This is a genomic window from Roseibium litorale (genome assembly GCF_014842915.1).
Lineage (GTDB): Bacteria > Pseudomonadota > Alphaproteobacteria > Rhizobiales > Stappiaceae > Roseibium > Roseibium litorale.
Genome location: NZ_JACYXI010000003.1, coordinates 304326 through 330653 on the forward strand (window position 1 = coordinate 304326; position 26328 = coordinate 330653).

The 26328-nt window shown below is 58.6% G+C and carries 29 protein-coding genes; 19 read left to right on the forward strand and 10 right to left on the reverse strand.

Annotated features, from left to right (window positions below; all coding sequences use genetic code 11):
- Positions 1–64 precede the first annotated feature (64 nt).
- The 5 genes from IG616_RS07350 (at position 65) to IG616_RS07370 (ending at position 4144) form a co-directional block, all read left to right on the forward strand.
- Positions 65–703: a DUF1285 domain-containing protein gene (locus IG616_RS07350; RefSeq protein WP_425504162.1), complete on the forward strand. Its 639-nt coding sequence runs from the start codon at positions 65–67 to the stop codon at positions 701–703.
- A 102-nt stretch (positions 704–805) separates the two neighbouring features.
- A complete protein-coding gene (locus IG616_RS07355; protein ID WP_425504163.1) occupies positions 806–1432 on the forward strand; it encodes a CoA pyrophosphatase in 627 nt (208 codons plus the stop codon).
- Positions 1432–1692 carry a DUF6111 family protein gene (locus tag IG616_RS07360; RefSeq protein ID WP_192147486.1) on the forward strand — a complete coding sequence of 87 codons (261 nt, stop codon included), beginning with the start codon at positions 1432–1434 and terminating at the stop codon, positions 1690–1692. Before IG616_RS07355 ends, IG616_RS07360 begins: the two co-directional genes overlap by 1 nt.
- Positions 1693–2928 (forward strand): CCA tRNA nucleotidyltransferase, encoded by a 1236-nt coding sequence (locus tag IG616_RS07365; protein WP_192147487.1) that lies wholly within the window; start codon positions 1693–1695, stop codon positions 2926–2928.
- 103 nt (positions 2929–3031) lie between these two features.
- Positions 3032–4144, forward strand: coding sequence for an HD-GYP domain-containing protein (locus IG616_RS07370; RefSeq protein WP_192147488.1), 1113 nt, complete (start codon positions 3032–3034; stop codon positions 4142–4144).
- Positions 4145–4209: 65 nt separating this feature from the next.
- On the opposite strand, the gene hemF is transcribed toward IG616_RS07370, so the two are convergent.
- Entirely contained in the window at positions 4210–5136 is a 927-nt protein-coding gene (hemF, locus tag IG616_RS07375) for an oxygen-dependent coproporphyrinogen oxidase (protein ID WP_192147489.1), read from the reverse strand.
- 86 nt (positions 5137–5222) lie between these two features.
- Positions 5223–5690 (reverse strand): tRNA (cytidine(34)-2'-O)-methyltransferase, encoded by a 468-nt coding sequence (locus IG616_RS07380; RefSeq protein ID WP_192147490.1) that lies wholly within the window; start codon positions 5688–5690, stop codon positions 5223–5225.
- A gap of 102 nt (positions 5691–5792) precedes the next feature.
- Between IG616_RS07380 and IG616_RS07385 the strand changes: the two genes are divergently transcribed.
- The 9 genes from IG616_RS07385 to IG616_RS07425 all read left to right on the forward strand — a co-directional run bounded on the left by IG616_RS07385 (position 5793) and on the right by IG616_RS07425 (position 16403).
- On the forward strand, positions 5793–7712 hold the full coding sequence (locus IG616_RS07385) for an ABC transporter ATP-binding protein (protein ID WP_192147491.1): 1920 nt from the start codon (positions 5793–5795) through the stop codon (positions 7710–7712).
- Positions 7713–7803: 91 nt separating this feature from the next.
- On the forward strand, positions 7804–8208 hold the full coding sequence (locus IG616_RS07390) for a DUF2177 family protein (protein ID WP_192147492.1): 405 nt from the start codon (positions 7804–7806) through the stop codon (positions 8206–8208).
- Positions 8209–8369: 161 nt separating this feature from the next.
- Entirely contained in the window at positions 8370–9689 is a 1320-nt protein-coding gene (locus IG616_RS07395; RefSeq protein ID WP_192147493.1) for a methyl-accepting chemotaxis protein, read from the forward strand.
- A 374-nt stretch (positions 9690–10063) separates the two neighbouring features.
- Complete coding sequence (locus IG616_RS07400; protein ID WP_192147494.1) at positions 10064–10495, forward strand: hypothetical protein; 432 nt, start codon at positions 10064–10066, stop codon at positions 10493–10495.
- Positions 10488–12326: an ABC transporter ATP-binding protein gene (locus IG616_RS07405; protein ID WP_192147495.1), complete on the forward strand. Its 1839-nt coding sequence runs from the start codon at positions 10488–10490 to the stop codon at positions 12324–12326. The genes IG616_RS07400 and IG616_RS07405 overlap by 8 nt, the downstream gene beginning before the upstream one ends.
- A 326-nt stretch (positions 12327–12652) precedes the next feature.
- A complete protein-coding gene (petA, locus tag IG616_RS07410; RefSeq protein ID WP_209007336.1) occupies positions 12653–13213 on the forward strand; it encodes a ubiquinol-cytochrome c reductase iron-sulfur subunit in 561 nt (186 codons plus the stop codon).
- 24 nt (positions 13214–13237) lie between these two features.
- Positions 13238–14503: a cytochrome b gene (locus IG616_RS07415; RefSeq protein WP_192147497.1), complete on the forward strand. Its 1266-nt coding sequence runs from the start codon at positions 13238–13240 to the stop codon at positions 14501–14503.
- Positions 14504–14530: 27 nt separating this feature from the next.
- Complete coding sequence (locus IG616_RS07420) at positions 14531–15373, forward strand: cytochrome c1 (RefSeq protein WP_192147498.1); 843 nt, start codon at positions 14531–14533, stop codon at positions 15371–15373.
- A 154-nt stretch (positions 15374–15527) separates the two neighbouring features.
- Complete coding sequence (locus IG616_RS07425) at positions 15528–16403, forward strand: S-methyl-5'-thioadenosine phosphorylase (protein ID WP_192147499.1); 876 nt, start codon at positions 15528–15530, stop codon at positions 16401–16403.
- Positions 16404–16409: 6 nt separating this feature from the next.
- On the opposite strand, the gene IG616_RS07430 is transcribed toward IG616_RS07425, so the two are convergent.
- Complete coding sequence (locus IG616_RS07430; protein WP_192147500.1) at positions 16410–16619, reverse strand: hypothetical protein; 210 nt, start codon at positions 16617–16619, stop codon at positions 16410–16412.
- Between the two features lie 94 nt (positions 16620–16713).
- On the opposite strand from IG616_RS07430, the gene IG616_RS07435 reads away from it, so the two are divergent.
- From IG616_RS07435 to IG616_RS07445, 3 genes are all read left to right on the forward strand, one after another.
- Positions 16714–17262: an adenine phosphoribosyltransferase gene (locus IG616_RS07435; RefSeq protein WP_192147501.1), complete on the forward strand. Its 549-nt coding sequence runs from the start codon at positions 16714–16716 to the stop codon at positions 17260–17262.
- A 2-nt stretch (positions 17263–17264) separates the two neighbouring features.
- On the forward strand, positions 17265–17921 hold the full coding sequence (gene bluB / locus IG616_RS07440; protein WP_192147502.1) for a 5,6-dimethylbenzimidazole synthase: 657 nt from the start codon (positions 17265–17267) through the stop codon (positions 17919–17921).
- A 233-nt stretch (positions 17922–18154) separates the two neighbouring features.
- Positions 18155–18634, forward strand: coding sequence for a GNAT family N-acetyltransferase (locus IG616_RS07445; RefSeq protein WP_192147503.1), 480 nt, complete (start codon positions 18155–18157; stop codon positions 18632–18634).
- 8 nt (positions 18635–18642) lie between these two features.
- On the opposite strand, the gene IG616_RS07450 is transcribed toward IG616_RS07445, so the two are convergent.
- Together IG616_RS07450 and IG616_RS07455 are read right to left on the reverse strand one after the other, a co-directional pair.
- Positions 18643–19137: a MaoC family dehydratase gene (locus IG616_RS07450; protein WP_192147504.1), complete on the reverse strand. Its 495-nt coding sequence runs from the start codon at positions 19135–19137 to the stop codon at positions 18643–18645.
- A complete protein-coding gene (locus IG616_RS07455; RefSeq protein ID WP_192147505.1) occupies positions 19134–19607 on the reverse strand; it encodes a MaoC family dehydratase in 474 nt (157 codons plus the stop codon). The genes IG616_RS07450 and IG616_RS07455 overlap by 4 nt, the downstream gene beginning before the upstream one ends.
- 186 nt (positions 19608–19793) lie before the next feature.
- Here IG616_RS07455 and mbfA point away from each other — a divergent pair, with 186 nt between their 5' ends.
- Positions 19794–20777, forward strand: a complete 984-nt coding sequence (gene mbfA / locus IG616_RS07460; protein WP_192147506.1) for an iron exporter MbfA — start codon at positions 19794–19796, stop codon at positions 20775–20777.
- A 57-nt stretch (positions 20778–20834) separates the two neighbouring features.
- Here mbfA and IG616_RS07465 read toward each other — a convergent pair whose 3' ends face one another.
- From IG616_RS07465 to IG616_RS07485, 5 genes are all read right to left on the reverse strand, one after another.
- On the reverse strand, positions 20835–21203 hold the full coding sequence (locus tag IG616_RS07465) for a hypothetical protein (RefSeq protein ID WP_209007338.1): 369 nt from the start codon (positions 21201–21203) through the stop codon (positions 20835–20837).
- Between the two features lie 239 nt (positions 21204–21442).
- Positions 21443–22765 carry a TRAP transporter large permease gene (locus IG616_RS07470; RefSeq protein WP_192147507.1) on the reverse strand — a complete coding sequence of 441 codons (1323 nt, stop codon included), beginning with the start codon at positions 22763–22765 and terminating at the stop codon, positions 21443–21445.
- Positions 22766–22772: 7 nt separating this feature from the next.
- The gene (locus tag IG616_RS07475) at positions 22773–23276 is read right to left on the reverse strand and encodes a TRAP transporter small permease (RefSeq protein WP_192147508.1); all 504 of its coding nucleotides are present in this window, start codon (positions 23274–23276) and stop codon (positions 22773–22775) included.
- Positions 23273–24538 (reverse strand): flavin-dependent oxidoreductase, encoded by a 1266-nt coding sequence (locus IG616_RS07480; RefSeq protein WP_192147509.1) that lies wholly within the window; start codon positions 24536–24538, stop codon positions 23273–23275. The genes IG616_RS07475 and IG616_RS07480 overlap by 4 nt, the downstream gene beginning before the upstream one ends.
- A gap of 47 nt (positions 24539–24585) precedes the next feature.
- On the reverse strand, positions 24586–25626 hold the full coding sequence (locus IG616_RS07485) for a TRAP transporter substrate-binding protein (RefSeq protein ID WP_192147510.1): 1041 nt from the start codon (positions 25624–25626) through the stop codon (positions 24586–24588).
- 255 nt (positions 25627–25881) lie between these two features.
- Here IG616_RS07485 and IG616_RS07490 point away from each other — a divergent pair, with 255 nt between their 5' ends.
- Positions 25882–26319 carry a MarR family winged helix-turn-helix transcriptional regulator gene (locus tag IG616_RS07490; RefSeq protein ID WP_192147511.1) on the forward strand — a complete coding sequence of 146 codons (438 nt, stop codon included), beginning with the start codon at positions 25882–25884 and terminating at the stop codon, positions 26317–26319.
- The last annotated feature ends 9 nt before the right edge of the window (positions 26320–26328 follow it).

The following is a 26328-nucleotide window of genomic DNA, read 5'->3' on the forward strand; positions in this document are numbered from 1 at the left end:
CCCCTGATAAATGCAACAGGGGGAATGGGCCTTTGAAAATGCGGGCAAAATGGCAGCAAGGACAATCCATTCCTCCACGCCCGGCCGCCCTCTTGGAGGAGAAGCAGGGATGACGGGTATCGCAAGCCGGGATCTGCCTGCTGGACTTGCCGCTCTGATCAGCCGCGCGGGTCTTTCCGGCAAGGGCAAGCCTCCGGTCGACAAGTGGAATCCGCCCTTTTGCGGTGATCTGGACATCCGTATCGCCCGCGACGGCAGCTGGCACTATATGGGCAGCCCGATCAGACGTGAGGCCCTGGTACGCCTGTTTGCGTCGGTGCTGCGCCAGGATGACGACGGCCGTCACTATCTCGTGACCCCTGTGGAAAAGGTGGGAATAACCGTCGAGGATGCCCCGTTTCTCGCGGTGGAGATGGATGTTCAGGCTGATGGCCCGGAACAGGTTCTGACACTTCGGACCAATGTCGGCGATGTGATCGAGGCTGGTCCCGAACACCCTTTGCGGTTTGAGATCGATGCGGCAAATGGCGGGCTGAAGCCCTATGTACTGGTGAGAGGCAGGCTTGAAGCCCTGTTCGCAAGGCCTTTGCTCTACGAATTGGCCGAGCATATGTCCGATACGGATCCTGAGGGCGCTGGGCGTTGTGGCATCTGGAGCAAGGGGGCGTTCTTTCCGGTTCCAGATGCGGTGTCAGAGACCTGACACGAGATCATGAAGTTCATAAGTTAGAAAATGCGATCTAGGGAGGAAGTGGGTCAGGCAATGAGGGGCTTGGAAGACAGAGCGGCGGGAGAGGGGCAGCTGCTGGACGGCGGACATGCCAGCTATGACGGTTTCCGCGCCCAGTTGCTGCGTCAGGCCGGAAGCCGGATGGCGCGGGAAACAGGCGATCATGTGCTGAATCCGGATCTTGGACCTTATGCCCGCTGGACCGGTGTACCGCGGGATGCGGCCGTGCTGATCCCGGTTGTGATCCATGAGGCTGAGCCGACCGTTATTCTGACCCTGCGCACGCCTCATCTCAGCTCCCACGCTGGCCAGATCGCCTTTCCCGGCGGCAAGATCGACCGCACTGACGGTGGCCCCTGGCAGGCGGCATTGCGGGAAGCCAACGAGGAGATCGGCCTTGATCCTCAAGCGGCCGAGAAAGTGGCTGAACTTGCCCCATATCTGACCGGGTCCGGCTACAAGGTCACGCCGGTAGTGGCGGGTATCCGGCCTGGGTTTTCGCTGCAACCCAACCCTGGTGAGGTTGCTGATATTTTCGAGGTGCCGCTGTCCTTTCTGATGAACCCGGCCAACCACCTGAAGCAAAGCCGGGACTGGGAAGGAAAGCCCCGTTACTTCTATGCGATGCCTTATGGCGAAAGGTACATCTGGGGTGTAACCGCCGGCATCATTCGTTCTCTTTATGAAACGGTATATGGCTGATGCTACGGGTCGTTCTATCTCACATTCTCCTCTTTTTGCTGCCCTTCATGGGCTATGCCCTGTGGCTCTGGATGCAAAAGAAGGAGCAGACCTCAGAAGAATGGCGCAAGGGGCCGCTGCGCTGGCTGGCGCTGGCCGGCGTCGCGCTGGTTCTCGGGAGCCTGGCCATTTTCGCCACTTACCGGGAGGCGCCTGATGGAGCGGAATACATTCCCTCTCATATGGAAAATGGCGTGTTCGTGCCGGGCCGGTATCAATAGATGAGCCGGTTTCTCGAGAATGCAGACTGGCTGCATCACCCTTCAGTGCAGGCCGTCTTTGCTGCCGTCGAGCAGGATGGCGATGAGGCACGTGTGGTGGGAGGAGCCGTGCGCAACAGCCTCCTTGGTGAGCCCGCCGGAGATATCGACATTGCGACCACTGCCTTGCCTCAGACCGTTATGCAGCGGGCCAAGGCAGCAGGACTAAAGCCTGTGCCGACCGGCATTGACCACGGAACCGTCACCATTGTCAGCGGCGGACGGCCCTATGAGGTAACAACCCTCAGAGAGGATGTCGAAACCTTCGGCCGGCAGGCGAAGGTGCATTTCGGCCGGGACTGGACAAAAGACGCTCTGCGCCGCGACTTTACGCTCAACGCGCTTTATGCCGGACGGGACGGCCAGATCCATGATCCCTTAGACGGTCTCAAAGACTGCCTTGCCCGTAAGGTGCGCTTCATTGGGGACGCAGAGCAACGGATCCGGGAAGATTATCTGCGCATTCTCCGCTTCTTCCGCATTCATGCCAGCTATGGGCACGGAGATCTCGATCCGGCGGGCCTTGCGGCCTGCACGGCGCTGCGGCATGGCATAAAGCAGCTCTCCGGGGAACGGATTGGCGCGGAAATGAAGCGTCTGGTGCTTGCTCCCCTGGCCGCCGGCAGTCTCCTCACAATGCAAGGAGCAGGCATCCTGCCTATCATTCTGGGCGGTGTATCCCGGCCTGGCCGGTTCCGTGCCTTCCGCGCGCTAAAGGAGATCGCGCCAGAAGCTCAGGATCCGGCCCTGAATCTTGCCGCTCTTGCTGGATTTGTTGAGGAGGATGGCGAGCGCCTTGCACGGACGCTGCGGCTTTCCAACGCGGAACGGGACCGGATGGTCCATGGGCTCGCCATGGAGCCGCGAGTCGTGATGGCCGGAGAGGAACTTCCTGCAAGACTGAGGGAGTTTATTTTCCTCTACGGAAAAGACGCACTGACGGCCGGGCTGCTTTTGCAGACGGCATCTGGAACGTATCCGGCCGGTAAACTGGCACAGATATTAGCGGAAATCCACGGCACTGAGGTGCCAGTGTTTCCGGTCTCTGGCTCTGATCTTATTGCAAGGGGAGTTCAACCAGGGCCGGAAATAGGTGTGTATTTAAAGAAAATGGAAACTATATGGATTGCTGACGGTTTAAAAATGGACAGGGATCAATTGCTTGTTGCCGCATCGTATGTAGAGTCCGCCACATAATTCGTGACCGCTGCTTAAAAGGTACGTAGATGTCCGATAACGTGATTTGAAGGTTTTCTTTACACCTTCTTTCTACTGTTTCAGCACGCGGAGGTGGGACTTGATGCAGAGTATTTTGTTCGTATCGGCAGACTTAGAAACGCGCGCCGACGCTCTGCGGGTTGCGGAGTGTCTTTTCCCTGGCAAGACGCTCTGCTTTTCCGATTTGAATGAAGCCTGCCTTGCTGATGTTGCCATGGTTGTCGCGGATATTGATGGGGCATCCGGCAAGGATCTCAATGCCTTCAAGGCAAAGTTTGACCGGCATCCTGGGATCCAGCGTTTGGGGCTGGCAGACTTCTCCAAGCGGAAAGACCAGGTTCAGGCCAAGGCTATCGGTGTTTCAGAAGTGGTTGACCGGAGGACGGGGACACGTCAGCTCGTTTCCATGATCCGGGACCAACTGGGAACATACGGGCAGCCCCTCCTGGCAGCTGACACGCCAGAGAACACGGCTCAGGCGGTCATGGCTGGATGTGCGGTGCTGGAGGATGCGTCGGTTGCAGCTGTTCTGAACAGCGTCCTACCGATCGGTGCTGCGGCCACGATGCACCGGAAGATCGGCGACGCACTTGAGACAGATGGCTTGGACGCCCTTCTGGAAGCGGTGCAAAGCCACCACAGCCATACATTTTGTCATTCGATGCTCGTGACAGTCTATGCCGTTGCTTTCGCCGAGGCGCTCGGACTGCCAGAGGAAGAAAGAGCTTTCATTGGTGCAGGCGCTCTAATCCACGATCTGGGCAAGGTGAGAATCCCGCTATCCATTTTGGACAAGCCAGGAAAGCTTGATGATCGCGAAATGGCGGTCATCAAGAAACATCCGGTCTTTGGACGGGAGCTGGTTGAGCAGAGGTCAGACGTTCCAAAGAAAATCGTCGATATGATGGTTTCTCACCACGAGTATCTGGATGGCAGTGGCTATCCTGCGGGGCTGACCGCTGATCAGATTGGTCTGGATGTCCGGATCATCACGATTTGCGATATCTATGCCGCATTGACGGAGCGCAGGTCCTACAAGGAAAGCTATAGCCCGCGCCAAGCCTTCGCAGTTCTGCTGGAAATGAAGGGCAAGATCGATCAGGCGCTGCTGAAACAGTTCCGCCCCGTTGTCTTTCCGGCAGATGTCAACGTGCCGCGCCGTGGGGCAAGCCTCCGCGTTGCCTCGGGAGGCTGATCCGGAACGGCTTGCGTTCCGGAAGCAAGCTTAATGGAAGACATGCCACAGGCTATCAAGCCGCCTTATGGCCATTTCACCACAGGCGGCATGGACGATAGAATCGATGCCACGTTGCCGCCAGTCTTCAGACCGAAGATCGTGCCCCTGTCGAACAGCAGATTGTATTCCACATAGCGCCCGCGGCGGATGAGCTGCTCCTCGCGTTCTGCCTCACTCCAGGCCTTCTGGAAGTTCTTGCGCACCAGCTCTGGATAGATGCGGTGAAACGCTTTGCCGACGTCCTGTGTGAAGGCAAAGTCGGCGTCCCAGCTGCCGCTGTGAAGGTAGTCGTAAAAGATGCCACCGATGCCGCGCGGCTCGTTCCGGTGCTTCAGGAAAAAATACTCGTCGCACCAGGCCTTGTATGCGGGATAGTCGGCCACGTCATGCCCCGCGCAGGCCGCTTCCATGGCTGCGTGGAAAGCCTGCGTGTCCGGATCTTCCTGGGTGCGCCGGGCATCCAGAACCGGGGTCAGGTCCGCCCCACCGCCAAACCACTGGCGTGTCGTAACGACCATACGGGTGTTCATGTGCACGGCCGGAACATGCGGGTTTTGAGGATGAGCGATCAGGCTGATGCCGGAGGCCCAGAACCGGGGGTCTTCGCTGGCGCCGGGGATCTGTCCTCGGAATTCGGGTGAGAACTCCCCATGAACGGTCGAGACGTGGACACCGACTTTCTCAAAGACACGGCCGTGCATCATCGACATGACGCCGCCGCCGCCTTTTGCTCCAGTGCTGTCAGTCCGCTCCCAGGGCGTGCGCACGAAACGGCCGGCCGGCAGGTCCCTCATGGGGCCGTCCAATTCGCCGATCTCGTCCTCAAGCGCTTCAAACTCGCGGCAGATCCGGTCCCGGAGTTCGGCAAACCACACGGTTGCCGCTTCCTTCTTGGTCTCGATCCCGTCCGGCAGAGGGCCGCCGCGTTGTTCTGGGGAAGGGGCGCTCATGGCAAGCTGGCTCCGGTTGTCATGTCCAAAGTGTGTGGGGTTCGGTTTCTAGTGGGTTTAGGCCCTGTTGGCCAGAGGTCCTGCTGTCACCCGGCAGCAGGAAAACCGCCGGTCTGGCGCAAGGCTTCCCCGAGAACTATAGCAGCCGAAATTGCGACATTCAGTGACCGCATTCCATTGGCCATGGGGATCGTCAGGCGCGTGTCCGCTCTCTCGTGGACAGTGTCCGGCACACCGGCGGATTCTCTTCCCAGCAGCAAGAGGTCGCTGGCCCGGAAAGAAAAATCCGCATAGGGTTCGGCTGACTTTGTGGTCAGGAGCACGAGACGGCGCTGCCCGGCATTCCGCCACTCGTCGAAAGCCTCGAATGTCAGGTGCCGGACAAGGGCTGCTCTTTCCAGATAGTCCATTCCTGCCCGTTTCAACGCGCTGTCCGACAGCGGGAAACCGGCTGGCTCAATCAGATGCACAGCGATACCCAGGCATGCCGCTGTCCGCAGGATGGTTCCAGTGTTCTGGGGAATATCTGGCTGAAAGAGAACAAGATCGGGCATTAAGGTATAAATCCTCCATGTGTCCGCCTGCGCCAAGTGGCAGGTTCGCACCGCTCTTGCAAGCCCTGCCGAAGCCCTTAGTTTAAAGACTGGAGGACGGCCATGATCTCCCGCCGCTTTTTCCGTCCTGCCAATCTCCGGAGACAAATCGTGCAATCCGTCTTTCGCCTTTTCGAGCGCTGGATCGATCCCTATCGGGAGGGGCCGCCGGTTGCTGGAACCGAGACGCCATTTGCCATGTTCCTGCTCTTTATCCGGCAGGCCCGCTGGCCGTTTGTTCTCATGCTGCTGACCGGTGGGGCTATGGCCGGGCTCGAAGCGGCGCTCTATACCTTCATTGGCTGGATCGTGGATCTTCTGGACACCAACGGGCGGGAGACCTTCTTTCAGGAACACCTCTGGCTCCTTCTTGCCATGGCCTTTGTGGTTCTGGTGATCCGGGTCCTCGTCGTGGCGCTTGGGGCCTTGACCGAAGAGCAAACAATCGTGCCGGGATTCTTCAATCTCGTCCGCTGGCAATCCCATCAGCTCGTTATGCGCCAGTCCCTGAGTTACTTTCAGGATGAATTCTCGGGAAGGCTCGCTGCAAAGGTCTGGCAATCAGGCATGGCAAGCGGTGACTTCATGAACTCCTTGCTTCAGACCGTCTGGTACATTCTGGTCTACGCACTCACGACCCTGGTGATGGTTGGCCGCCTGGATTGGGTTCTCGGAGCGGTTATCGCATTGTGGCTTGTGATCTACAGTGCCATGTCCTGGTACTTCGTTCCCCGTATCCGTCAGCGGGCCAAGGATCTCGCACACGCGGGTTCCGGCGTCAGCGGCCGATTGGTGGACACCTACAGCAACATCCAGACCGTAAAGCTCTTCAGCACGCTGGAGGGGGAGAACCGGGGTGTCCGGCAAACCTACGACAGGTTTCTTGCCTGTCTCCTGGTCTTTACCCGGATGCTGACGATGGTGCGCATCAGCAACGGAGTGCTCAGCGGCGCGATGATTGTGCTGATAGCGGCTTTTTCATTGATCTTCTGGCAGCAGGGGCAGCTGTCAACCGGGGAAGTGGCTTTCACGCTCGGCCTCACGCTTCGCCTTAATCTTCTGCTGAACCGGATGCAGGGGCAGCTGAACGGCCTATTCCGGTCCTATGGCACGTTCCAGGACAGCATGGATACCCTTGTACGCCCTGTGGCCGTAGCGGACCGGCCTGATGCAAAGCCTCTTAATGTCAGACAAGGGGCGGTGGCGTTTGAAGGGGTCCGTTTCCATTATGGCAAGGCAGGCGGGGTGATCGACCGCCTGGATTTGTCTATCCGTCCTGGTGAACGTGTCGGACTCGTGGGGCCTTCCGGCGCGGGCAAGTCAACGCTGGTCAGCCTTCTCCTGAGATTCCATGATGTCGAGGCGGGGCGTATCCTGATTGATGGGCAGGATATCCGGGATGTCACACAGGCCTCCCTGAGGTCCCATATCGGCATGGTTGCTCAGGACACCTCGCTGCTTCACCGGTCCATCCGGGAAAACATTCTTTACGGCAAACCGGATGCAAGTGAAGACGAGATCCGCGAAGCGGCTCGGCGTGCTCATGCGCTGTCCTTTATCGAAGGTCTGGTCGATGCCAAAGGGCGCAAAGGGTTCGATGCGCAGGTTGGAGAGCGCGGTGTCAAGCTTTCAGGCGGACAGCGCCAGCGGATTGCGATTGCCCGGGTGCTTCTAAAGAACGCGCCCATTCTTGTGCTTGACGAGGCAACCTCGGCCCTCGATTCCGAGGTCGAGGCAGCCATTCAGGAGAACCTCTCAGAACTGATGAGCGGCAAAACCGTCATCGCCATCGCGCACCGGTTGTCCACGATTGCGGCAATGGACCGTCTGCTGGTCATGGACGAAGGTGCGATGGTTCAGGATGGACCTCATAGCGAGTTGCTTCGCGACAAGGCGGGTCTCTATGCGCAACTGTGGGACCGGCAATCGGGCGGGTTCCTGGACCGCGCGGAGGAAACTTTCGACGGAGAGTTCTCTTCCTGAGCAGCATTCTTTCAATTTGATGATCTGTCCGCTCCCGCAAGCCGTAAAGGGGGCATCACTTTGAGCGGATGGTCCGGAAGGGGAAACACCAGTGCAGTATGCAGTTGCCTATCTCTCTACAGTCGTGGTGTTTCTGCTCATTGACTTCGTTTGGCTGAGCAAGGTTGCGACGAAGTTCTATTTTGACCGGATTGGGCATCTTATGATGGACAAGCCCAACCTTATGGCTGCTGCAATTTTTTATGCGGTTTACGTGGTTGGCTTGGTAATCTTCGCGGTCAGTCCGGCGCTGAGCTCAGGCCGGATGACCACCGCTTTGATTTACGGGGCGCTGTTCGGCTTCTTCACCTACGCCACCTACGACATGACCAACTATGCGACATTGCGCGGCTGGCCATTGCCAGTGGTGATGCTCGACATCTCATGGGGCGTATTGATCAGTGTAGTATCGGCTGCGGCAGGATTCTATCTCACCCGCATGTTTACGGCGTCGTGACGAATTCAGAACGGGAATTGCCTAAGTAAATTTACCAGGTTCTGGTATTTTAGGTGCTGAAGTTACACAATTTTTACGTCTAGGCTCAACTTTAAGTGTGACTGTAGGGGCCCGCTCCCGGGGCGCTCTGGCACGTTTTTAAAAGAAGAGTTGGCGAGCAAATGACGCTTTCAATCCAGGGCCGCTTTGTGACAATGGTCGCAGCGGCTGCTCTCATCATGATTGGTGGCACTGGCTACGCCTTCTATGTCTTTCGCACCGCACTGGTCGCGGAGCTCGGAGATGCGCAAGCCGCTTCTACTTTCATCGGATCCAATGTCTCAGAGAGGATCGATGGCCTGATCCTGGATCAGATGATCCAGATTGCTCTCGTGTGTACTCCTATTGGCATCGCCTTTCTTGTCCTGGCTGTTGTGCTCGCGCTGGGATTGATCCGGCCTCTGGGCCGTCTGGAAACATGTCTCAAGAGCCTCTCCGAGGGTGACCTTGATGTCGAGGTGAAGGGAACTGAGCGGAAAGATGAGATTGGGCTTATCGCGCGGTCTGTGACCGGATTCCGGGCTAAGCTCGCAGAACGGGCTGAAGCGGAAGCACGGGAGAAGGAAGAGCAGCAGCGGCTCATGGACGCGGAACGTGCCGAGCTGATGGAAGATGTTGCTTCTGACTTCGAACGGACCGTGATCCATGTGGTCGAATCCCTGTCGCGTGCAGCCCGGACAGTCGGCGCCAGTTCCTGCGAATTACGCGACGCTGTCGGCTCGTCTCTCGCGGCTGTTGGCGAAGTCGAAACGGCCAGCAAGGAGGCGGGCGATTCTGTCGACAGCGTGTCTGTTTCCGCTGAAAGCCTGGCCAGCTCGATTGAAAGCATCGGGCGCGATGTGGATCAGGCCGCACTGATTGCCGGACAGGCAGTTGCCGAGGCGCAGTCAACGGACGTGGTGGTCGGCCGTTTGTCCGCGGCAAGCCGTGCGATCGGTGAGATCGTCGACCTCATTACACAAATCGCCAGCCAGACGAATCTCCTGGCTCTGAACGCGACGATCGAGGCCGCCCGCGCTGGTGCTGCGGGTGCCGGTTTTGCGGTGGTGGCCAATGAGGTCAAGACACTTGCGGAGCAGACCACCAAAGCGACTGCGGATATCTCGGCCCAGGTCGCCGAAGTGCAGGATGTGGCAACCCAGGCGGAAACGGCCATCCGCTCCATTGCGGCGACGATCGACCAGATCAGTTCAATTTCGGGTACCGTTCGAGCTGCGGTCGAAGAGCAGACGACCGCTACCCAAAAGATCGGTGAAAATGCCCGGGTTGCCAACGCCAGCTCTGACCGTGTCGAGCGGAACATCGGAACACTGGCTGAAGCCATGAATGCCAGCCGGACCGCGACCCATGAAATGGAAACGGCTTCCGAAGAACTTACCTCTCTCTCAAGTTCGCTGCAGGACCAGGTGCGTCAGTTCCTTCAGAGCATACGGGCGGCCTGATGGCCTGACCCCATCTCTCTGAATACGTTGTGTTGCATTTTGGCAACATTAGCGGTTTTGACGCAGGCTGGCCATTATTGATAGTTGCATTAGCAGGCGCTCCGTGTAGATTTCTGAAACCGCAGCCCTTGCGGTCCAGTCCACCATTTGAAGAGGAGGGTATGAATGACAAATCCAAGCCATATGCTCTCCCTCTGTGTTGTGGATGGAATTGCTCGACGCTAAAGAGCGCGGCATTTTTCTTTTTCCCAAACTGATCCATCGCCAGTCGTAAAGCCTGATGCCTGCGTTTCCGCGGGAGCTGACGGCTGCGCCGTATCCAATTGCGGTCGTTTCGATGGCGTTTCTATGCATTCGATTCCTGGAGACGATCTATGTCGGCTCGATATCCCCTTGACCCGTTCGCGTTGCCGAACCGGCCAGATATTCCCATATCCGCTTCGCGGGACGCTGGCCGGCGGGCTGTTCCGGCTGGAACGCTGTTGAAGACGGCCGCCACTGTCATTCTGATCACAATCGGTTTGGCTACGGCTGTTTTCCTGCCGGCTCTCCTGCTTGATGTCTCCCGTGTGGATCATCTCGTGCTCGATGGCCGGATGATGACCCTGCCGGCTTACTCCGCACGTGTCATCGATATGTTTCTTGGTGCTCTGGTGGTTGCCATCGCACTTGTCAGTTTCGTTTTGAGCGCAATGATTTGCGCAAGTGAACGAAGCGAATGGAGCCGTAGTGACCGGCGGGCTGCGCGCAAGCATGGCGGAAGCCAGTCCAAACGGACCGGAATGATTGAGGTTCTCGATGTTTAAGCATTTTGAGAGGCTGATCGACCCCTTCGAAAACACGACGCTTGAAATGCCACCGAAAGGGTTCCTCGCTTTTTGCTGGTACTACACAAAACCGGTTTGGCCGATCCTTGCCGGGATCGCTTTTCTGGGGGCGATCGTGGCCTTGTGCGAGGTCACGATCTTCACCTATCTCGGCGATCTGGTGAACTGGCTGGAGTCTGAAAGCCGGGAAACGTTCTTCCAGGACAACTGGCCCGCACTTCTTGGAATGGGGCTTGTCCTTCTCCTGCTGCGGCCTCTTCTTGAGGCTGCCTGGCAGTTGCTGTTCCATCAGGGGCTTGTCGGAACCTATCCGATGGCGGTGCGATGGCGGGTTCACCGCTATCTGCTGCGCCAAAGCGTGTCGTTCTACCAGAACGACTTCGCTGGCCGGATCGCCAACAAGCTGATGCAGACGGCGCTTGGCGTGCGTGAAGTCGTCACCAAGGTCGCGGACATCATGGTCTACGTCCTGGTGTATTTCACCGCGGGCGTCTTTGTCGTCAGCAAGGCCAATCTGTCGCTTGCCGCCCCGTTCCTCATCTGGTTCGTGGCTTATGTGCTGGTGCTGCGCTACTTCATTCCGCGCCTGCGGGACGTGTCCAAGGTGCAGGCCGACGCCCGTTCGGTCATGACGGGGCATGTGGTGGACGCCTATACCAACATCGCGACGGTGAAGCTGTTTTCGCATGCAGCACGTGAGGAGGAGTATGGACGCAAGTCCATGTCCTGGTTCCTCAGCACTGTCTTCAAGCAGATGCGCTTGATCACCTTGCTCAACATCGCGCTCACGACGATGAATATGGCCCTTCTGTTCGCGGTAGGCGCCTTGTCGATCCTCTTGTGGCAGGCGGAAGCAGTGACGACCGGTGATATCACCATCGCCATTGCCCTCGTTCTGCGCTTGCAGGGGATGGCGCATTGGGTGATGTGGGAACTGGCGGGCTTGTTTGAAAACGTGGGGACGGTTCAGGACGGCATCACCACCATCTCCCGGGAACGGGACGTGGAGGATCTGCCGGCCGCGAGAAGTCTTACCGTTCCCAAAGGTGAGATCCGTTTTGACGGCGTCAGCTTCCATTATGGCAAGACGGGCGGCGTGATCGATGACATGGATCTGGTGATCCGTCCTGGCGAGAAGATCGGCTTGATCGGCCGCTCCGGGGCTGGCAAGTCGACACTCGTCAACTTGCTGCTGCGGTTCTACGACGTCGAGAAGGGAGCCATCCGGATCGACGGTCAGGATATCTCCACAGTGCTTCAGGACGATCTGCGGGCCAATATCGGCGTGGTGACACAGGATACGTCCCTGTTGCACCGGTCGATCTTTGAGAACGTTGCCTATGGCCGGCCGGACGCGGGCCGGGCAGAAGTGGAAGACGCGCTCCGCAAGGCGCATGCCTATGACTTCGTTCAGGGCCTATCCGATCAGGCCGGACGAACCGGTCTGGATGCCCATGTCGGCGAGAGAGGCGTCAAGTTGTCCGGTGGCCAGCGTCAGCGGATCGCGATTGCCCGTGTCCTTCTCAAGGATGCGCCAATTCTGATCCTTGACGAAGCAACCTCGGCCCTCGACTCGGAAGTCGAACTGGCGATCCAGGACAGTCTGTTCGACCTGATGGAAGGCAAGACGGTCATTGCCATTGCGCACCGCTTGTCGACCATTGCGGCCATGGACAGGCTGATCGTCATGGACAAGGGCCGAATCATCGAAGAGGGGACGCACGACACGCTGCTGTTGCGGCATGGGCTTTATGCCCAGTTGTGGTCGCATCAGTCGGGCGGTTTCCTGGAAACTGCTCAATCGGCGTGACCAATCCGCCTCAAATCCCGGAAAGTGGAGACGCCGCGCATCTTTTGATGCGCGGCGTCTTGCGCTTCGAGAGGAAAAAAGGGCAGAAAAAAGGAAAGTGGCGCGCATTTGTATGCGACATTTGCGCTTTGCCCCGTTTGTCGATCTGGACAACAGTTTGGAACGGTGCAAAAAGACAAGCCGCTTGGGCCGGTGCGGGATCTTGCCGCATCCGGTCACTGTTGAGACCCGCTATGATCTGCTGATCCCGAGGCATACGCCGGAGGATGCGCAAGCTCATTGCGGGCTTTCGGTACAGGTTGAACAGGTTTCGAGAGGACGCGACCTTGGCACATTCGGATACGGCGGAACCTACTCGCCGCGATTTCCTCTATATAGCGACCGGCGCCATGGGCGCTGTGGGCGCAGGCGCGCTGGCATGGCCGTTCATCGATCAGATGAACCCGGATGCCTCCGCATTGGCTCTGGCTTCAATTGAGGTCGACGTGTCGTCTGTTCAAGAGGGACAGTCGATCACAGTTAAGTGGCGCGGCAAGCCGGTGTTTGTCCGCAACCGCACCGCGAAAGAAGTTGAGGAAGCAAACAGCGTTCCCGTCGGCGATCTGCCCGACCCGCTGGCCCGCAACTCCAATCTTCCCGACACTGCTGAGGCAACGGATGCAAACCGTGCGGCCGAGGGCAAGGAAGCCTGGCTCGTCATGGTTGGTATCTGTACCCACCTCGGTTGCGTTCCGCTCGGCCAGCAGGGCGACTACGATGGCTGGTTCTGCCCGTGCCACGGTTCGCACTACGATACCGCCGGACGTATCCGCAAGGGCCCGGCTCCGCAGAATTTGCTCATTCCGCCGTATGAGTTCGTGTCTGACACGAAGGTCAAGATCGGCTAACGGCAGGGATTTGAGGAGACAGCCATGGCTGGACATTCTAATTACGTACCGCAGAGCGCTGCTGCCAAGTGGCTTGAAAGCCGCCTGCCGGTCATTTCGCTCGTGCGTGGTTCTTTCGTCGACTTTCCGACCCCGAAGAACCTGAACTACTGGTGGACCTTCGGCGGCATCCTGGCTGTCATGCTGGTCGCCCAGATCATCACCGGCGTCGTGCTCGTCATGCACTACACGCCGAGCACCGGGGCCGCGTTCAACAGCGTCGAGCACATCATGCGCGACGTGAACTTCGGCTGGATGCTGCGTTATCTGCACGCGAACGGCGCTTCGATGTTCTTCATCGCCGTCTACATCCATATCTTCCGTGGCATGTACTACGGCTCCTACAAGGCTCCCCGCGAGATCTCCTGGATCCTCGGCGTCGTGATCTTCCTGATCATGATGGGCACCGCTTTCATGGGCTACGTTCTGCCTTGGGGCCAGATGTCCTTCTGGGGCGCGACGGTTATCACGAACCTGTTCTCGGCCATCCCGCTGGTTGGTGAAGCCATCCGCACCTGGCTGTGGGGCGGTTTCGCGGTCGACAACCCGACCCTGAACCGGTTCTTCTCCCTGCACTACCTGCTGCCGTTTATGATCGCCGGCGTTGTCATCCTGCACGTGTGGGCTTTCCACACCACGGGCAACAACAACCCGACGGGCGTGCAGCCGAAGACCAAGCAGGACACGGTTCCGTTCCACCCCTACTACACGATCAAGGACCTGTTCGCGATCGTGGTGTTCATGATCCTGTTCTCCTGGTTCGCATTCTATGTGCCGAACTACATGGGGCACCCTGACAACTACATCGAGGCGAACCCGCTGGTGACCCCGGCGCACATCGTTCCGGAATGGTACTTCCTGCCGTTCTACGCGATCCTGCGTGCGATCCCGGACAAGCTCGGTGGTGTTCTGGCCATGTTCGGCGCCATTGCAGTCCTCTTCGTTCTGCCCTGGCTCGACACGTCCAAGGTCCGCTCCGGCACCTACCGGCCGCTGTTCAAGCAGTTCTTCTGGATCTTCGCGTTGGTCTGTGTGGCACTGGGCTATCTGGGCGCCATGCCGGCGGAGCCGAAATACGTGTTCTGGGCTCGCATCTGCACTGCCTACTACTTCGCGCATTTCCTGATCATCCTGCCGCTGCTTGGCTTCCTGGAAAAGCCGAAGCCGCTGCCGGCTTCGATCTCCGAAGCTGTGCTCAAGGGTGGTTCCGCTTCGCCTGCTGGTGCGGTTTCTGCACCGGAAATCAAGTGACACGGACGGGATCAGGAGTTTTATGAGATGAGCACCATGATCAAGATGGTTCGTGCCCTGACTGCTGCCGCGGCAATCGCAGTGGCAGCACCGGCCCTGGCTGCGGGCGAAGGCCCGCACATCCCGCGGGAGCAGTGGTCCTTCGCAGGCCCGTTTGGCACCTTCGACAAGGCTCAGCTGCAGCGCGGCTTCAAGGTTTACCGTGAAGTCTGCTCCGCATGTCACAGCCTCAAGCAGGTGTCCTTCCGGAACCTGGCCCAAGAAGGCGGTCTCGGCTACACGGAAGAACAGGCCAAGACGATCGCGGCAGACTACACCGTGACCGATGGCCCGAACGATGATGGCGACATGTACGAGCGTCCGGCTGTTCTGGCCGACAAGTTCCCGTCGCCGTTCCCCAACGAGCAGGCTGCCCGTGCCTCCAACGGTGGCGCCTATCCGCCGGACTTCTCCCTGCTGGCAAAGGCCCGCGCAGCGCACCGCGGTTTCCCGTGGTTCGTCTTCGATGCCTTCACCCAGTATCAGGAGCAGGGCCCGGACTACATCCATGCCCTGCTGACCAGCTACGGTGAGGAAGTACCGGAAGGTGTGACCATTCCGGAGGGCAAGCACTACAACCCTGCTTTCCTTGCTGGCAATGCAATCGGCATGGCTCAGCCGATCACCGACGAAGCTGTCGAATACACCGACGGTACGCCGATGACGGTTGATCAGTATGCCCGCGACGTCGCAGCTTTCATGATGTGGGCCGCTGAGCCGCACCTGGAAGATCGCAAGAAGATCGGCTTCCGGGTCATGATCTTCCTGATCGTCTTCGCTGGCCTGCTGTATTTCACCAAGCAGAAGCTGTGGCGGAACGTCGAGCATTGATTGCGCGGGTTGCCCATTGAGAATTGAAAAGGCCGCTGGTTCTTCCGGCGGCCTTTTTCTTTTGAGTGTTCCGCACTGCGCCTTTCTGCCTCGGCGGAATTGACAGGGCACAGCGAAGCGGGGCTAACTCCTCTGGCATTTTGAGGGAGCGGGTATGACGAAATCGGTTTTGGGTATTGTGGGCGGGTCGGGCATCTATGATCTGCCGGGACTGGAAGATGCTCAGTGGGTGTCTGTTTCAAGCCCTTGGGGTGCGCCCTCCGACCAGGTTCGTATCGGAACGATTGACGGTCTCAAGGTGGTGTTTCTGCCCCGTCATGGCCGTGGCCACGTTTATGCTCCCTCCGACATCAACTACCGCGCCAACATCGACGTGATGAAACGGTGCGGGGTGACGGATCTCGTGTCGGTTTCCGCCTGTGGCTCGCTCAAGGAAGAGCTGGTGCCGGGCACGTTCGTGCTGGTGGATCAGTTTATCGACCGGACCATAGCGCGCCAGAAGAGCTTTTTCGGCAAGGGCTGCGTGGCGCATGTCTCCATGGCTTTTCCGGTCAGCCCGAAGCTGGTGGACTGTGTCGAGAGGGCGGCCCGGGCCGAGGACTTGTCCTACCGGCGTGGCGGGACCTATCTGGCGATGGAAGGGCCTCAGTTCTCATCCCTCGCAGAAAGTCACATGTACCGGGCGTGGGGCTGCGACGTGATCGGTATGACGAACATGCCCGAAGCGAAACTCGCACGCGAGGCGGAGATCTGTTACGCGACCGTGGCGATGATTACAGACTATGACAGCTGGCACCCGGATCATGGTGCCGTGGACATTCAGACGATCATCAAGGTGCTGCACGAAAATGCGGGCAATGCGCAGCGTCTTGTCGCCCGGCTTGCGCGCGATCTGCCACGCGAGCACGAAGCCTGCCCGCATGGGTCGGACACCGCGCTGGAATACGCCATCATGACGGCACCGGACAAACGCGACCCTGAGCTCGTCTCCAAGCTGGACGCGGTTGCCGGCCGTGTTCTGGGCCGCTGACCGACACTAGTTGATGCCGCCTGGCCGCATATGCATGAAGCCGCCGCCCATCAGTCCGCCAAAGAGGCCGCCAAACAGCAGCATGATGACTGCCATGATCAGCCAGACCACGATCATGGCCGGAATGGCAGCCAGTGAGAACTTGATCATGATCATGACAAGCCGGGCAAAAGGAATGTCGATGTCGACAAGGACCGATTTATTTGGCTCTTCCATACCGTGTCTCCCGGAGTTCTTGGTATAAGCGGCAGGAGTTTGCACGCCTGTGCTAAGCGTGCCCGATAAGTTTGCAATCTGAAAGAGTGAAATTATGAGCTACTCCAGCGTCCAGGATGAACTGATGGCGGCTATCCGGACCATTCCGGACTATCCGAAGGAAGGTATCATCTTCCGCGACATCACCACATTGCTTGGAAACGCCCGTGCCTTCCGCCGTGCCGTCGATGCTCTGGTTCAGCCTTGGGCAGGTTCCAAGGTGGACCAGATCGCTGGGATCGAGGCGCGCGGGTTCATTCTGGGCGGTGCCGTTGCTCACCAGCTCTCGGCCGGTTTCGTGCCGATCCGCAAGAAGGGCAAGCTGCCGCATGAGACCGTTCGGATCGCCTATTCCCTTGAATATGGCCTCGACGAGATGGAAATGCATAAGGACGCCATCACGCCGGGCGACAAGGTGATCGTCGTGGATGACCTGATTGCGACCGGCGGCACAGCGGAGGCTGCCTGCAAGCTGCTTCAGTCCATGGGCGCGGATATCGTTGCTGCCTGCTTCATCGTCGACCTGCCGGATCTTGGCGGCCGGTCCAAGCTGGAAGCTCTCAACGTGCCGGTGCGCACGCTCGTCTCCTTCCCGGGGCATTGATCGTGAGTGGGCCGCGCGCCGGGGATGCGCCGGTCTTCCGCGATGCATTTTGCGAGAATTTCGAGACCCTGGTCAGGTGGCGGCGCGATGTGCGCCGTTTCCGCCTCGACCCGCTTCCCGGAGACCTGCTTGAGCGTTTGCTTGAGGTCGCGGATCTCGCGCCCTCCGTCGGCAACAGTCAGCCTTGGCGTCTTGTGCTGGTGGAACAGGAAGAGCGACGGGCGGAGATTATCCGCTTATATGAAAGCGAGAATGCGGCGGCACTTGCCCAATATCAGGGCGGCCGGGCGGATACCTATGCCTCTCTGAAACTGGCGGGGCTGAGGGAGGCGCCGGTTCATATCGCCGTTTTCTGTGACACCGATCCTGAGCAGGGGCATGGCTTGGGGCGTGCAACAATGCCTGAAACGCTCGCATATTCTGTGGTCGGCATGATCCAGACACTTTGGCTGGCGGCGAGGGCACGCGGAGTAGGGCTTGGCTGGGTTTCCATTCTCGATCCTCTGGCTATTGCCGCGCTGCTCGATGTCCCCGGAAACTGGACCTTTATCGGATATCTTTGCCTTGGATACCCTGAAGAGGAACATGAGGATCCTGAGCTGGAACGCGCAGGATGGCAGGCCCGCACCAGTCTGTCCGAACGTTTGTGGCGGCGTTAACAGAGCCTTAACAAAAGATGGAAAACCTCGAAGCTGGAATTTCTCCTTTTGCAAGTTAGGTCTGGCTGACTATGCTCCAGACTGGAGGAACCCGGTTCTGATTGGGTTTAATGCGGAAAAGATTAGCTTTTTTGATGTGTTAGGACGTGCTGTGCGGTCGTCCGGTTGCCCGATGCTCAGAAGCATTGCGTGTCCGGTTCCGCGGGAGCAGCGTCTTGAGGAGCGGAGGCTATATGAGCGTTGAGATCAGGCGTACATCCGAAGAGGATCGCAATACGATCCGCAAGCTTCTCACCGAGCGTTGGGCTGGTCCTGAAATGCTGCTTGACGGCGAGATGATCGATGCGTCGTCCTTGCCCGGATTTATTGCTTATTCCGGTGCAGACGTTGCCGGTCTCGTAACGGTCATCAAGCGCGAGGACGAGTGGGAAATCTTGACGCTCGATTCCTTGAGCCGCTGGAAGGGGACGGGCACCCTGCTGCTGGATGCGCTGGTTGAGGAAGCGCGGGGAGCCGGCGTCAAGCGGATGACAGTCCGGACATCAAACGACAATCTGGATGCCTTCCGTTTTTACCAGCGGCGCGGCTTCCGGTTCGAGCGGATCGCCCAGGGTGTGATCGACCGGGAGCGGAGTAAGAAGCCGGAAATCCCGACACGGGGCGACTATGGCATTCCGATCCACGACGAGGTGCTGTTTGCCCGCAGCCTTTGATTTAAAGGTCAGGTTGCGATGTGAGGGGCGGGCCGGCGTTCAAGGAAGACGTTGCTCTTGAAGAAGAACACGGGCTCACCATTCTGATTGGTGCCGTGGTTCTCCGCATGAATGATGCCCCATTCAGGACGGCTGCGGCTTTCGGTCTTGCCGGAGACGACGCTTTTGTATGTGATCGTATCACCTGCAAAGACCGGCCTTATCCAGCGCAGATCTTCAAAGCCAGGAGAAGGGCCGCGTTTGGCAACAGCTTTGCCTTCCCGCTGGAATGTCTCATCATATTCCTGAAACGTCTGGACCAGCTTGCTCATATACATGGAGGCTGTGTGCCAGCCGGATGCGCATAGCCGTCCGAAGTGTGTGCCCTGCGCACCTCCGTCGCTGAGGTGGAAGACCTGCGGATCAAATTCCTTAGCGAATGCGATCATCTCTTCCGCAAGAAATGTGTGGCTGCCGAGAGGAAGTTCAAAGCCTTCCTCGATATCCTCAAAATAGCCGATCATCGGGTGTTCAGAGCCTCGCTGGTGTCTCTCTTTCCAAAGAGAATTGGGATCACCTGATGCATCACCGGCGTGCCATCAGCCTTGGCGGCGGTCAGGTCAAACGTCACGATCCCGAGATGAGGTTTTGTCAGAAGGGTTCGCTTTTCCAGAACGTCTGCCTTTGCGTGTAGCGTATCGCCGGGAAAGACGGGCTTCATCCACTTCAGGGATTTGACGCCCGGGCTGCCCTGGCAGCTTGAGCGGGAAAGCAGCTGATCAACCAGCAGCCTCATGACCATTGACGCTGTGTGCCAGCCGGATGCGGAGAGACCGCCGAGGATAGACGCCTTGCCCGCGTCCTCATCCAGATGGAAGGGTTGGGGATCGAAGGCTGCGGCAAAGCGAAGAACCTGCTCCTTCGGAACGACCGTGGAGCCAAGGTCGAAACTCAGACCGGGCAGGCAATCCTCGTAGAAAATGCTGATGCTCATGGCCCCGACAATAATGTAGTGGCGCAGCGGTTGCGACTGGAAAAAGGGGCGGCCGGCAATCCATGTTCGACTGCTGGTCAGGACAACGCTGGCAGGTGCGGTTCATTGTCTTTTGGGAGTTTTCCGGATTGTCAGGAACCGGCAATCCATCCTAGCTAGAGCCACTGGAAACATTTGGAAAATACCATGCTCAGCCGCTTTTTCAGCTTTGGACGCCGCGACTTCTCGTCTCTTTCGGAACAGGAGGTCCTGGCATTGGCAATCTCTTCGGAGGAGGAAGATAGCCGTATTTACAAGGCATATGCGGATGGATTGCGGGACCAGTATCCACAATCCGCCAAGGTCTTCGATGACATGGCCGAGGAGGAGCACGAGCACCGCCGCCGCCTCATCGAGATGCATCAGCAGCGCTTTGGAGAGCAGATACCCTTGATCTGGCGGTCCCATATCCGGGGCTATTATGAGCGCAAACCCGACTGGCTGGTCCGTCCGCTTGGGCTCGACAAAGTCCGGGCCATGGCGGAGCAGATGGAGGCGCAAGCCTACCGTTTCTACCTGGAAGCGGCCAAGCGGACCAGCGATGCCTCCACCCGCAGACTTCTGGGCGATCTTGCCGAGGCGGAAAAAGGGCACGAGAGCCTCGCCCGGCGGCTTGGTGTCGAGCACACGCCGGAGGCTATACAGGATGAGGAGCGCCATGACGAGCGGCGCCAGTTCATTCTGACCTATGTTCAGCCTGGGCTCGCAGGCCTCATGGACGGGTCGGTCTCAACCCTGGCACCCATCTTCGCGGCAGCCTTTGCGACACAGGACACCTGGCAGACTTTCCTCGTTGGTCTGTCTGCTTCTGTGGGGGCGGGCATCTCCATGGGGTTTACGGAAGCTGCTCACGACGACGGCGTTCTGTCTGGCCGCGGCTCACCCATGAAGCGCGGTCTGGCTTCCGGCATCATGACGGCCATCGGAGGTCTCGGGCATGCGCTGCCGTACCTGATCCCTGAATTCTGGACGGCAACGAGCGTTGCAGCCGCGGTTGTTTTTGTTGAACTCTGGGCCATTGCGTGGATTCAGAACCGCTACATGGACACGCCCTTCCTTCGGGCCGCGTTCCAGGTGGTGCTTGGCGGAGCGCTCGTCTTTGCTGCAGGCGTCTTTATCGGCAACGCGTGACCATTCACGGGCCTTTGCGGCGGCTTTCAAAGTTAGCCGCGGCAAAGGCCCGTGAGGTCAATCGAAATAGACTTCGTTGTCGTCCAGATAAACATTGCTGGCTTCGCAGATATCGATGTCGATCGGCTCGTCGAGAACTTCACTGCCGTCCGTTCCCAGCCAGCCGACCTGCAGTGTCTGCTCGCAGTTTTGGTTGCCCTCGTGGAACTCTGCCTTCGCATTCTCGCCGGGCGCGAGGCGCCGGGACAGCCAGTTGGTGCTCCAGCCTTCACCGTCGTTGGTATAGAAACCCACCACCGTGTTGCTGTCAGTGTTGTTGTAGATCTGGAAATAGCCCTCGTATCCAGTTCCTTCCGCCTGTGCCGTGGCGCATATGGAAATGGTCCCCAGGAGCAGTGCTCCCGCGGCGGTGAAAAAAGACTGCATCTGATTAGGCTCTCCTCCGCTCCGGAGCGACACTGTCCGGGAATGCGGTCTCTCAATCTATTCTTCCGGTAAAGAATCAATCAACCGGATTCTTAAAAAGAAGAGTTGAAACATCTTAGGATTGAAAGAGTTCCTGATTTCCAGGCCGGAGGTTGCGGTCTCATCAGGGCGGATTTCTTCGATAGGCATCCGCTATTTCCGGCAGAGGACACAAAAGACCTCTGCCGGAAAATAAGGCTTCAGTAAAGCAGCCAGACAGCGCCCAGGGTGATGCTGGGGAACAGTGTCAGAATGATCACGCGCAGCATGTCCGCCGCAACGAAGGGGACAACTCCCTTGAACGTTTCACCGATGGTGACGTGCGGCGCCAGCGCGTTGATGATGAAAAGATTCATGCCGACTGGCGGGGTGATCAACCCGACCTCCACCACAATCAGGACAAGAATGCCGAACCAGAGGCCGAAATCCTCGACCCCCATTCCGAAGTCCAGTCCGCTCATGACGGGGAAGAAGATCGGCACGGTCAGCAGAACCATGGACAGACTGTCCATCACGCAGCCGAAGACGAGGTAGAGCAGCAGAACGATGGTGAGCACCAGCCAGGGGCTGTATCCTTGGGTGGTGACGAAGGTCGATAGCTCCTGTGGTAACTGGGTCGCGGCCAGGAAGGAGTTATAGAGCCCTGCACCGAGGACGATGATGAAGATCATGCCGGTGGAGTTGGCCGTGGAGAGGATCGCCTTCACCAGAGCATTGCCGGTCAAAGTCCCGTTCACGATTGCCACCAGCCCGGTGCCCGCAGCGCCGATTGCAGCGGCTTCTGTCGGTGTGAAGATGCCAGTATAGATGCCGCCGATGACCGCCGTAAAGATCGCGATCACAGGCCAGACGCTGACAAGCACCTTGAATCTTTCGCCGTAGGGTATGCGGTCCCTCGTGTTGCCGCCATCTCCTGTGATCCGGGTGTAGACGTAGATCGCGAGCATGTAGGACGCTGCAGCAAGAAGGCCGGGAATGAATGCGGCAGTGAACAGCTTGGCAATGTTCTGTTCCGTCAGGATCGCATAGATCACCAGAATAACCGAAGGGGGGATCAGGATGCCTAGGGTGCCCCCGGCTGCAAGCGTCGCCGTGGAAAGGGCGCCCGAGTAGCCGTATTTCCGCAGCTCTGGAAGCGCCACCTGGCCCATGGTCGCTGCTGTTGCCAGAGAAGACCCGCAGATGGCGCCGAAGCCTGCACAGGCTGCAACCGCGGACATGGCGACACCGCCACGCTTGTGGCCGAGCCAGGCCTCCGATGCCTTGAACAGACTTGCCGAAAGTCCGCCGATAGTTGCGAATTGACCCATCAGCAGGAACAGGGGGATGATGGACAGGGAGTAGCTGGAGAACGTTCCGTAGGTCAGATGCTTGAGTTGGGCGAAGGTCATCAGCGTCGTGCCATTCATCAGGTAGCTGCCGCCAACGCCGACGGCGAACATGGCAAGCCCGATGGGGATCCTGAGGAAGATCAGGATGAGAAGCACAGGGAAGGACCAGAGGCCAATTTCCAAACGGGTCATCAGGGGGTCACTCCACGGCGCGTTTCAGGCTGTTGGCCAGCTGGTAAATGCTGACGATGGTCAGCACGACAGCGCCAACCATACAGGCGGCATAGGCTTGCCAGACCTGGATCTGAAGAATGAAGGTCGTTTCAAAATAGGATTTCTTGTCCAGCATGCCGAGCCAGAGCCGCCAGGCGATCAGGGCCGCCATCAGCAGAAACAGGAGGTCGGAGACGACATCGATCCACTTGTTGGTGCGCGTGCTGAACCGTCCTGTGAGAAGCTCGACCGTCGCATGACCACGCTGAAGATGGCACCATGGCAGGAATGCAAAAACGGCGAAACCGATGCCGATTTCAACCATCTCGAAGTCGCCTTCAATAGGTCCAAGGCCGAAACTGCTCAGGGCGCGGCCTGTTACGCTGGCGCAGGTCATGAGCACGATGGCGATCAGGACCGCGCCTCCCGCCAATGCGGTGCCGCCTGCGAGTGCTTTGACAAGACGCCCGGGCAGACTTTGTGCCGTCATGAGCGTGCTCCTTCGGGAATAAGAGATGATTGGCTGTTCAATGCCTGAATGGCGAACCCGGCGATGGACTTATACTTGTCCGCGTGAGTGGTCAGCTCCTCCTGGGAGATGACATCGTTGATATGCTCGAACGCGCCGCCGCATCTGTCCTCCACCACCTGCAGCACGGCGTCAGGGCCGGAGCCACGGTTGGTCAAGACCATCTTGCTTGTCGCAGGGCGCATTTCTGCTTCGTAAGCGTGAAGAGCCGACGCTGTCGCGCCATGTTTCAGGAAGGCCGCGCCGAGTTTCCGGGCGTCGACGATGGCTTGGCTTGCTCCGTTTGAGCCGACAGGGTAGGCGGCGTGGGCGGCGTCCCCCATCAGCGAAACATTGCCTTCGGTCCAGTGGTCAATTGGGTCCCGGTCCACCATCGGATATTCGAATACTTGCTCAGCGCCTCGCACGAGTGCAGGGAAGTCGAGCCAGTCGTAAGACCATCCTTCAAACTTCGGCATGAAGTCGTTGATGTCCGCGATCCGGTTCCAGTCTTCCTTGTTCCAGCCTGCGCCTGGATCATAGGTTAGCTCGGCGATCCAGTTGATGACCGCGAGACCCGTTTCTGGATCGGGCTTCGAAATCGGATAGGCGACGATGCGTTGGGTCTTGTGGCCAATCATCACCATGGTCGCCCCGGTCCGGAAGGGTTTGGCAAGTGCAGTGCCCCGCCACAAAACGGCACCACCCCACTTGGGCGCGCCTTCACCGGGGACTATATGGGAGCGGATGGCCGAATGAATGCCGTCAGCTCCAATCAGCAGGCGGCCTGAAACGGAGCTGGCCTTGCCGGAGGCGGAGCGCAGGTGCAGCGTCACGCCGTCTGAAGTGTTTTCAAATCTCTCGGCCCGCAGGCCTGTCACAATGCAATCTGCTCCTGCCCTTTCGATAAGGGCTCTGTAGAGCAGCATCTGCAGATGGCCGCGGTGGACCGAATATTGCGGCCAATTATACCCTGCCCAGCGGCCACGGGGTTCTGCCCAGATTTCCAGCCCCTTTTTGGAGAAAAGGCCAAATTCCTGTGTTTCGACGCCGATGCCGGCCAAGCCCTGCTCCAGGCCGAGGGCAAATAGCTCGCGCACAGCGTTGGGCTGTAGATTGATCCCCACCCCAAGTGGGCGGATCTCGCCAACTGTCTCGTAGATCCGGAAAGGCAGACCGATCTGATGGCAGGTCAGGCCTAGGGCAAGCCCGGCAATGCCGCCGCCGGCTATTAATACCGTCATAGTGTGCTGCGGGCCGCTGACGCGGCCCGCTCCTGTAAAGTCTGAAGTTACTGGCTCTGATACTTGTCGATGAGGGCCTTGGCCTTCTCGATGACGGCATTTCCGTCGATACCGCGTTCCTTCACGCTCGCGACCCAGTGGTCAACCACCGGCCTGGAAGCTTCCTTCCAGCGGGCGACTTCGGCTTCATCCAGAGTGATGATGTTGTTGCCGGCCTTGACCGCGATTTCTCTGCCAGGTGCGTCACCATCCAGCATTTCCCGGGCGGCCATTTCACTCAGCTTCATGCCGGACTCTGCGTCGATGATTGCCCTAAGGTCGTCAGGCAGGCTGTTGTAGCGGTCCTTGTTCATCACCGTGACGATGGTGGCCGTGTAGAGCGCCTCGTCCCCCGCGAATTCCGTGTGGTTCTTCACAAGTTCGGCCAGCTTGATCGAGGGGGTGACTTCCCATGGGATGACAGTGCCTTCGATAACGCCCTTGGACAGAGATTCCGGAATGGCCGGAAGCGGCATGCCGACCGGCACTGCGCCCACCTCTTTCAGCAGGTCGTTGATAACGCGGGTCGGGCCGCGCACCTTCTTGCCTGCCATGTCTTCCAGCTTGTTGACCGGCTCAATCGAATGGATGACACCAGGGCCATGAACCCACGCGCCAAGCACCTTAACGTCCTTGTACTCTTCGTTCTGAAGTTCGGTTTCAGTAAATTCCCAGAATGCCTTGGACGTGGCAATGGAGCCGCGCATCATAAAGGGCAGCTCGAAAACTTCCGACTTCAGGAAACGGCCCGGGGTATATCCCGTGACGGTCATGATGATGTCAACGACACCGTCGCGTGCCTGGTCGTACAGCTCCGGGGGACGCCCTCCCAGCGCCATAGCGTCGTAATGCTCGACCTTGATCCGGCCATTGGAGGCCTTCTCGATGTTCTCCGCCCATGGTTTTAGAATTTTAGAAGGAACCACTGCGACGGACGGCAGGAACTGGTGCAGCCGGAGCGTCACCTCCTGAGCGAGCGAAGCCGTTGTGGCCAGCGTGAGCGCAGCTGCGCCCAGTGCGAGATTTCTTGCAATAGTCAAAGGCCGCATTCTATCCTCCCTTGCGTCCTAATCTGCTTTTCCTGATACTTGATATTGTTTATCTTGTAAACGTTCTCTCTGTCCGGCATAGACCAATGGCTTGACTGAAACTGCCAGCCGGTCCGGACCTGGCGAATGAGGGTGGACCGGCCTTGCCTTTCCCGCAAGGTTTTGCTGCCCTGTCAGAAACAAGAATTCAGATTCCCGCAGCGTCAGGTGCGGGTAATAACGAAAATTTGGAAACGCCGAGGCCTCTCTCGTCTTATGCCGAACGTCAACTATGGACAGCTCAATGACCTTTTGGGGCATCTCCTGCGCTATGCGGTGAACCGCGGCCACGGAGCGTTTCAAGAGGTCTTCGATCAGGACGAAGTGACCCCGCTCCAGTTCATGATCGTCGAGCTGATCAATGAGAACCGGGGAATCACTCATTCGGAAATCTGCAAGGCCATGCAGACGTCGGCCTCTGTCGTGACCACAACGTTGAAGCCGCTTTTGGCGGATGAGAGGGTCCGGCGCCGCGATGTAAACGGCGATGCGCGCAAACTCGCTTATGAGCTATCGCCCGCCGGACAGGATTGGTACGCGGGCATCAAGCCAAAGATTGCCTTGAGCGAAGCACGCCTTGCGGAAGCTCTTACGGAAGACGAGCGCGTGGCCTTGATTGGAATGCTGAAGCGGCTGGCCGGGATTGAAAAGTGAATTGGGAGA

Bases quoted from the DNA above. Each gene is read 5' to 3' on its own strand.
- IG616_RS07360 (WP_192147486.1), top strand. From the start codon at position 1,432: ATGCTACGGGTCGTTCTATCTCACATTCTCCTCTTTTTGCTGCCCTTC.
- IG616_RS07365 (WP_192147487.1), top strand. From the start codon at position 1,693: ATGAGCCGGTTTCTCGAGAATGCAGACTGGCTGCATCACCCTTCAGTG.
- IG616_RS07370 (WP_192147488.1), top strand. From the start codon at position 3,032: ATGCAGAGTATTTTGTTCGTATCGGCAGACTTAGAAACGCGCGCCGAC.
- hemF (WP_192147489.1), bottom strand. From the start codon at position 5,136: ATGAGCGCCCCTTCCCCAGAACAACGCGGCGGCCCTCTGCCGGACGGG.
- IG616_RS07380 (WP_192147490.1), bottom strand. From the start codon at position 5,690: ATGCCCGATCTTGTTCTCTTTCAGCCAGATATTCCCCAGAACACTGGA.
- IG616_RS07385 (WP_192147491.1), top strand. From the start codon at position 5,793: ATGATCTCCCGCCGCTTTTTCCGTCCTGCCAATCTCCGGAGACAAATC.
- IG616_RS07395 (WP_192147493.1), top strand. From the start codon at position 8,370: ATGACGCTTTCAATCCAGGGCCGCTTTGTGACAATGGTCGCAGCGGCT.
- IG616_RS07400 (WP_192147494.1), top strand. From the start codon at position 10,064: ATGTCGGCTCGATATCCCCTTGACCCGTTCGCGTTGCCGAACCGGCCA.
- IG616_RS07405 (WP_192147495.1), top strand. From the start codon at position 10,488: ATGTTTAAGCATTTTGAGAGGCTGATCGACCCCTTCGAAAACACGACG.
- IG616_RS07415 (WP_192147497.1), top strand. From the start codon at position 13,238: ATGGCTGGACATTCTAATTACGTACCGCAGAGCGCTGCTGCCAAGTGG.
- IG616_RS07420 (WP_192147498.1), top strand. From the start codon at position 14,531: ATGAGCACCATGATCAAGATGGTTCGTGCCCTGACTGCTGCCGCGGCA.
- IG616_RS07425 (WP_192147499.1), top strand. From the start codon at position 15,528: ATGACGAAATCGGTTTTGGGTATTGTGGGCGGGTCGGGCATCTATGAT.
- IG616_RS07430 (WP_192147500.1), bottom strand. From the start codon at position 16,619: ATGGAAGAGCCAAATAAATCGGTCCTTGTCGACATCGACATTCCTTTT.
- IG616_RS07435 (WP_192147501.1), top strand. From the start codon at position 16,714: ATGAGCTACTCCAGCGTCCAGGATGAACTGATGGCGGCTATCCGGACC.
- IG616_RS07445 (WP_192147503.1), top strand. From the start codon at position 18,155: ATGAGCGTTGAGATCAGGCGTACATCCGAAGAGGATCGCAATACGATC.
- IG616_RS07450 (WP_192147504.1), bottom strand. From the start codon at position 19,137: ATGATCGGCTATTTTGAGGATATCGAGGAAGGCTTTGAACTTCCTCTC.
- IG616_RS07455 (WP_192147505.1), bottom strand. From the start codon at position 19,607: ATGAGCATCAGCATTTTCTACGAGGATTGCCTGCCCGGTCTGAGTTTC.
- mbfA (WP_192147506.1), top strand. From the start codon at position 19,794: ATGCTCAGCCGCTTTTTCAGCTTTGGACGCCGCGACTTCTCGTCTCTT.
- IG616_RS07465 (WP_209007338.1), bottom strand. From the start codon at position 21,203: ATGCAGTCTTTTTTCACCGCCGCGGGAGCACTGCTCCTGGGGACCATT.
- IG616_RS07470 (WP_192147507.1), bottom strand. From the start codon at position 22,765: ATGACCCGTTTGGAAATTGGCCTCTGGTCCTTCCCTGTGCTTCTCATC.
- IG616_RS07475 (WP_192147508.1), bottom strand. From the start codon at position 23,276: ATGACGGCACAAAGTCTGCCCGGGCGTCTTGTCAAAGCACTCGCAGGC.
- IG616_RS07480 (WP_192147509.1), bottom strand. From the start codon at position 24,538: ATGACGGTATTAATAGCCGGCGGCGGCATTGCCGGGCTTGCCCTAGGC.
- IG616_RS07485 (WP_192147510.1), bottom strand. From the start codon at position 25,626: ATGCGGCCTTTGACTATTGCAAGAAATCTCGCACTGGGCGCAGCTGCG.
- IG616_RS07490 (WP_192147511.1), top strand. From the start codon at position 25,882: ATGCCGAACGTCAACTATGGACAGCTCAATGACCTTTTGGGGCATCTC.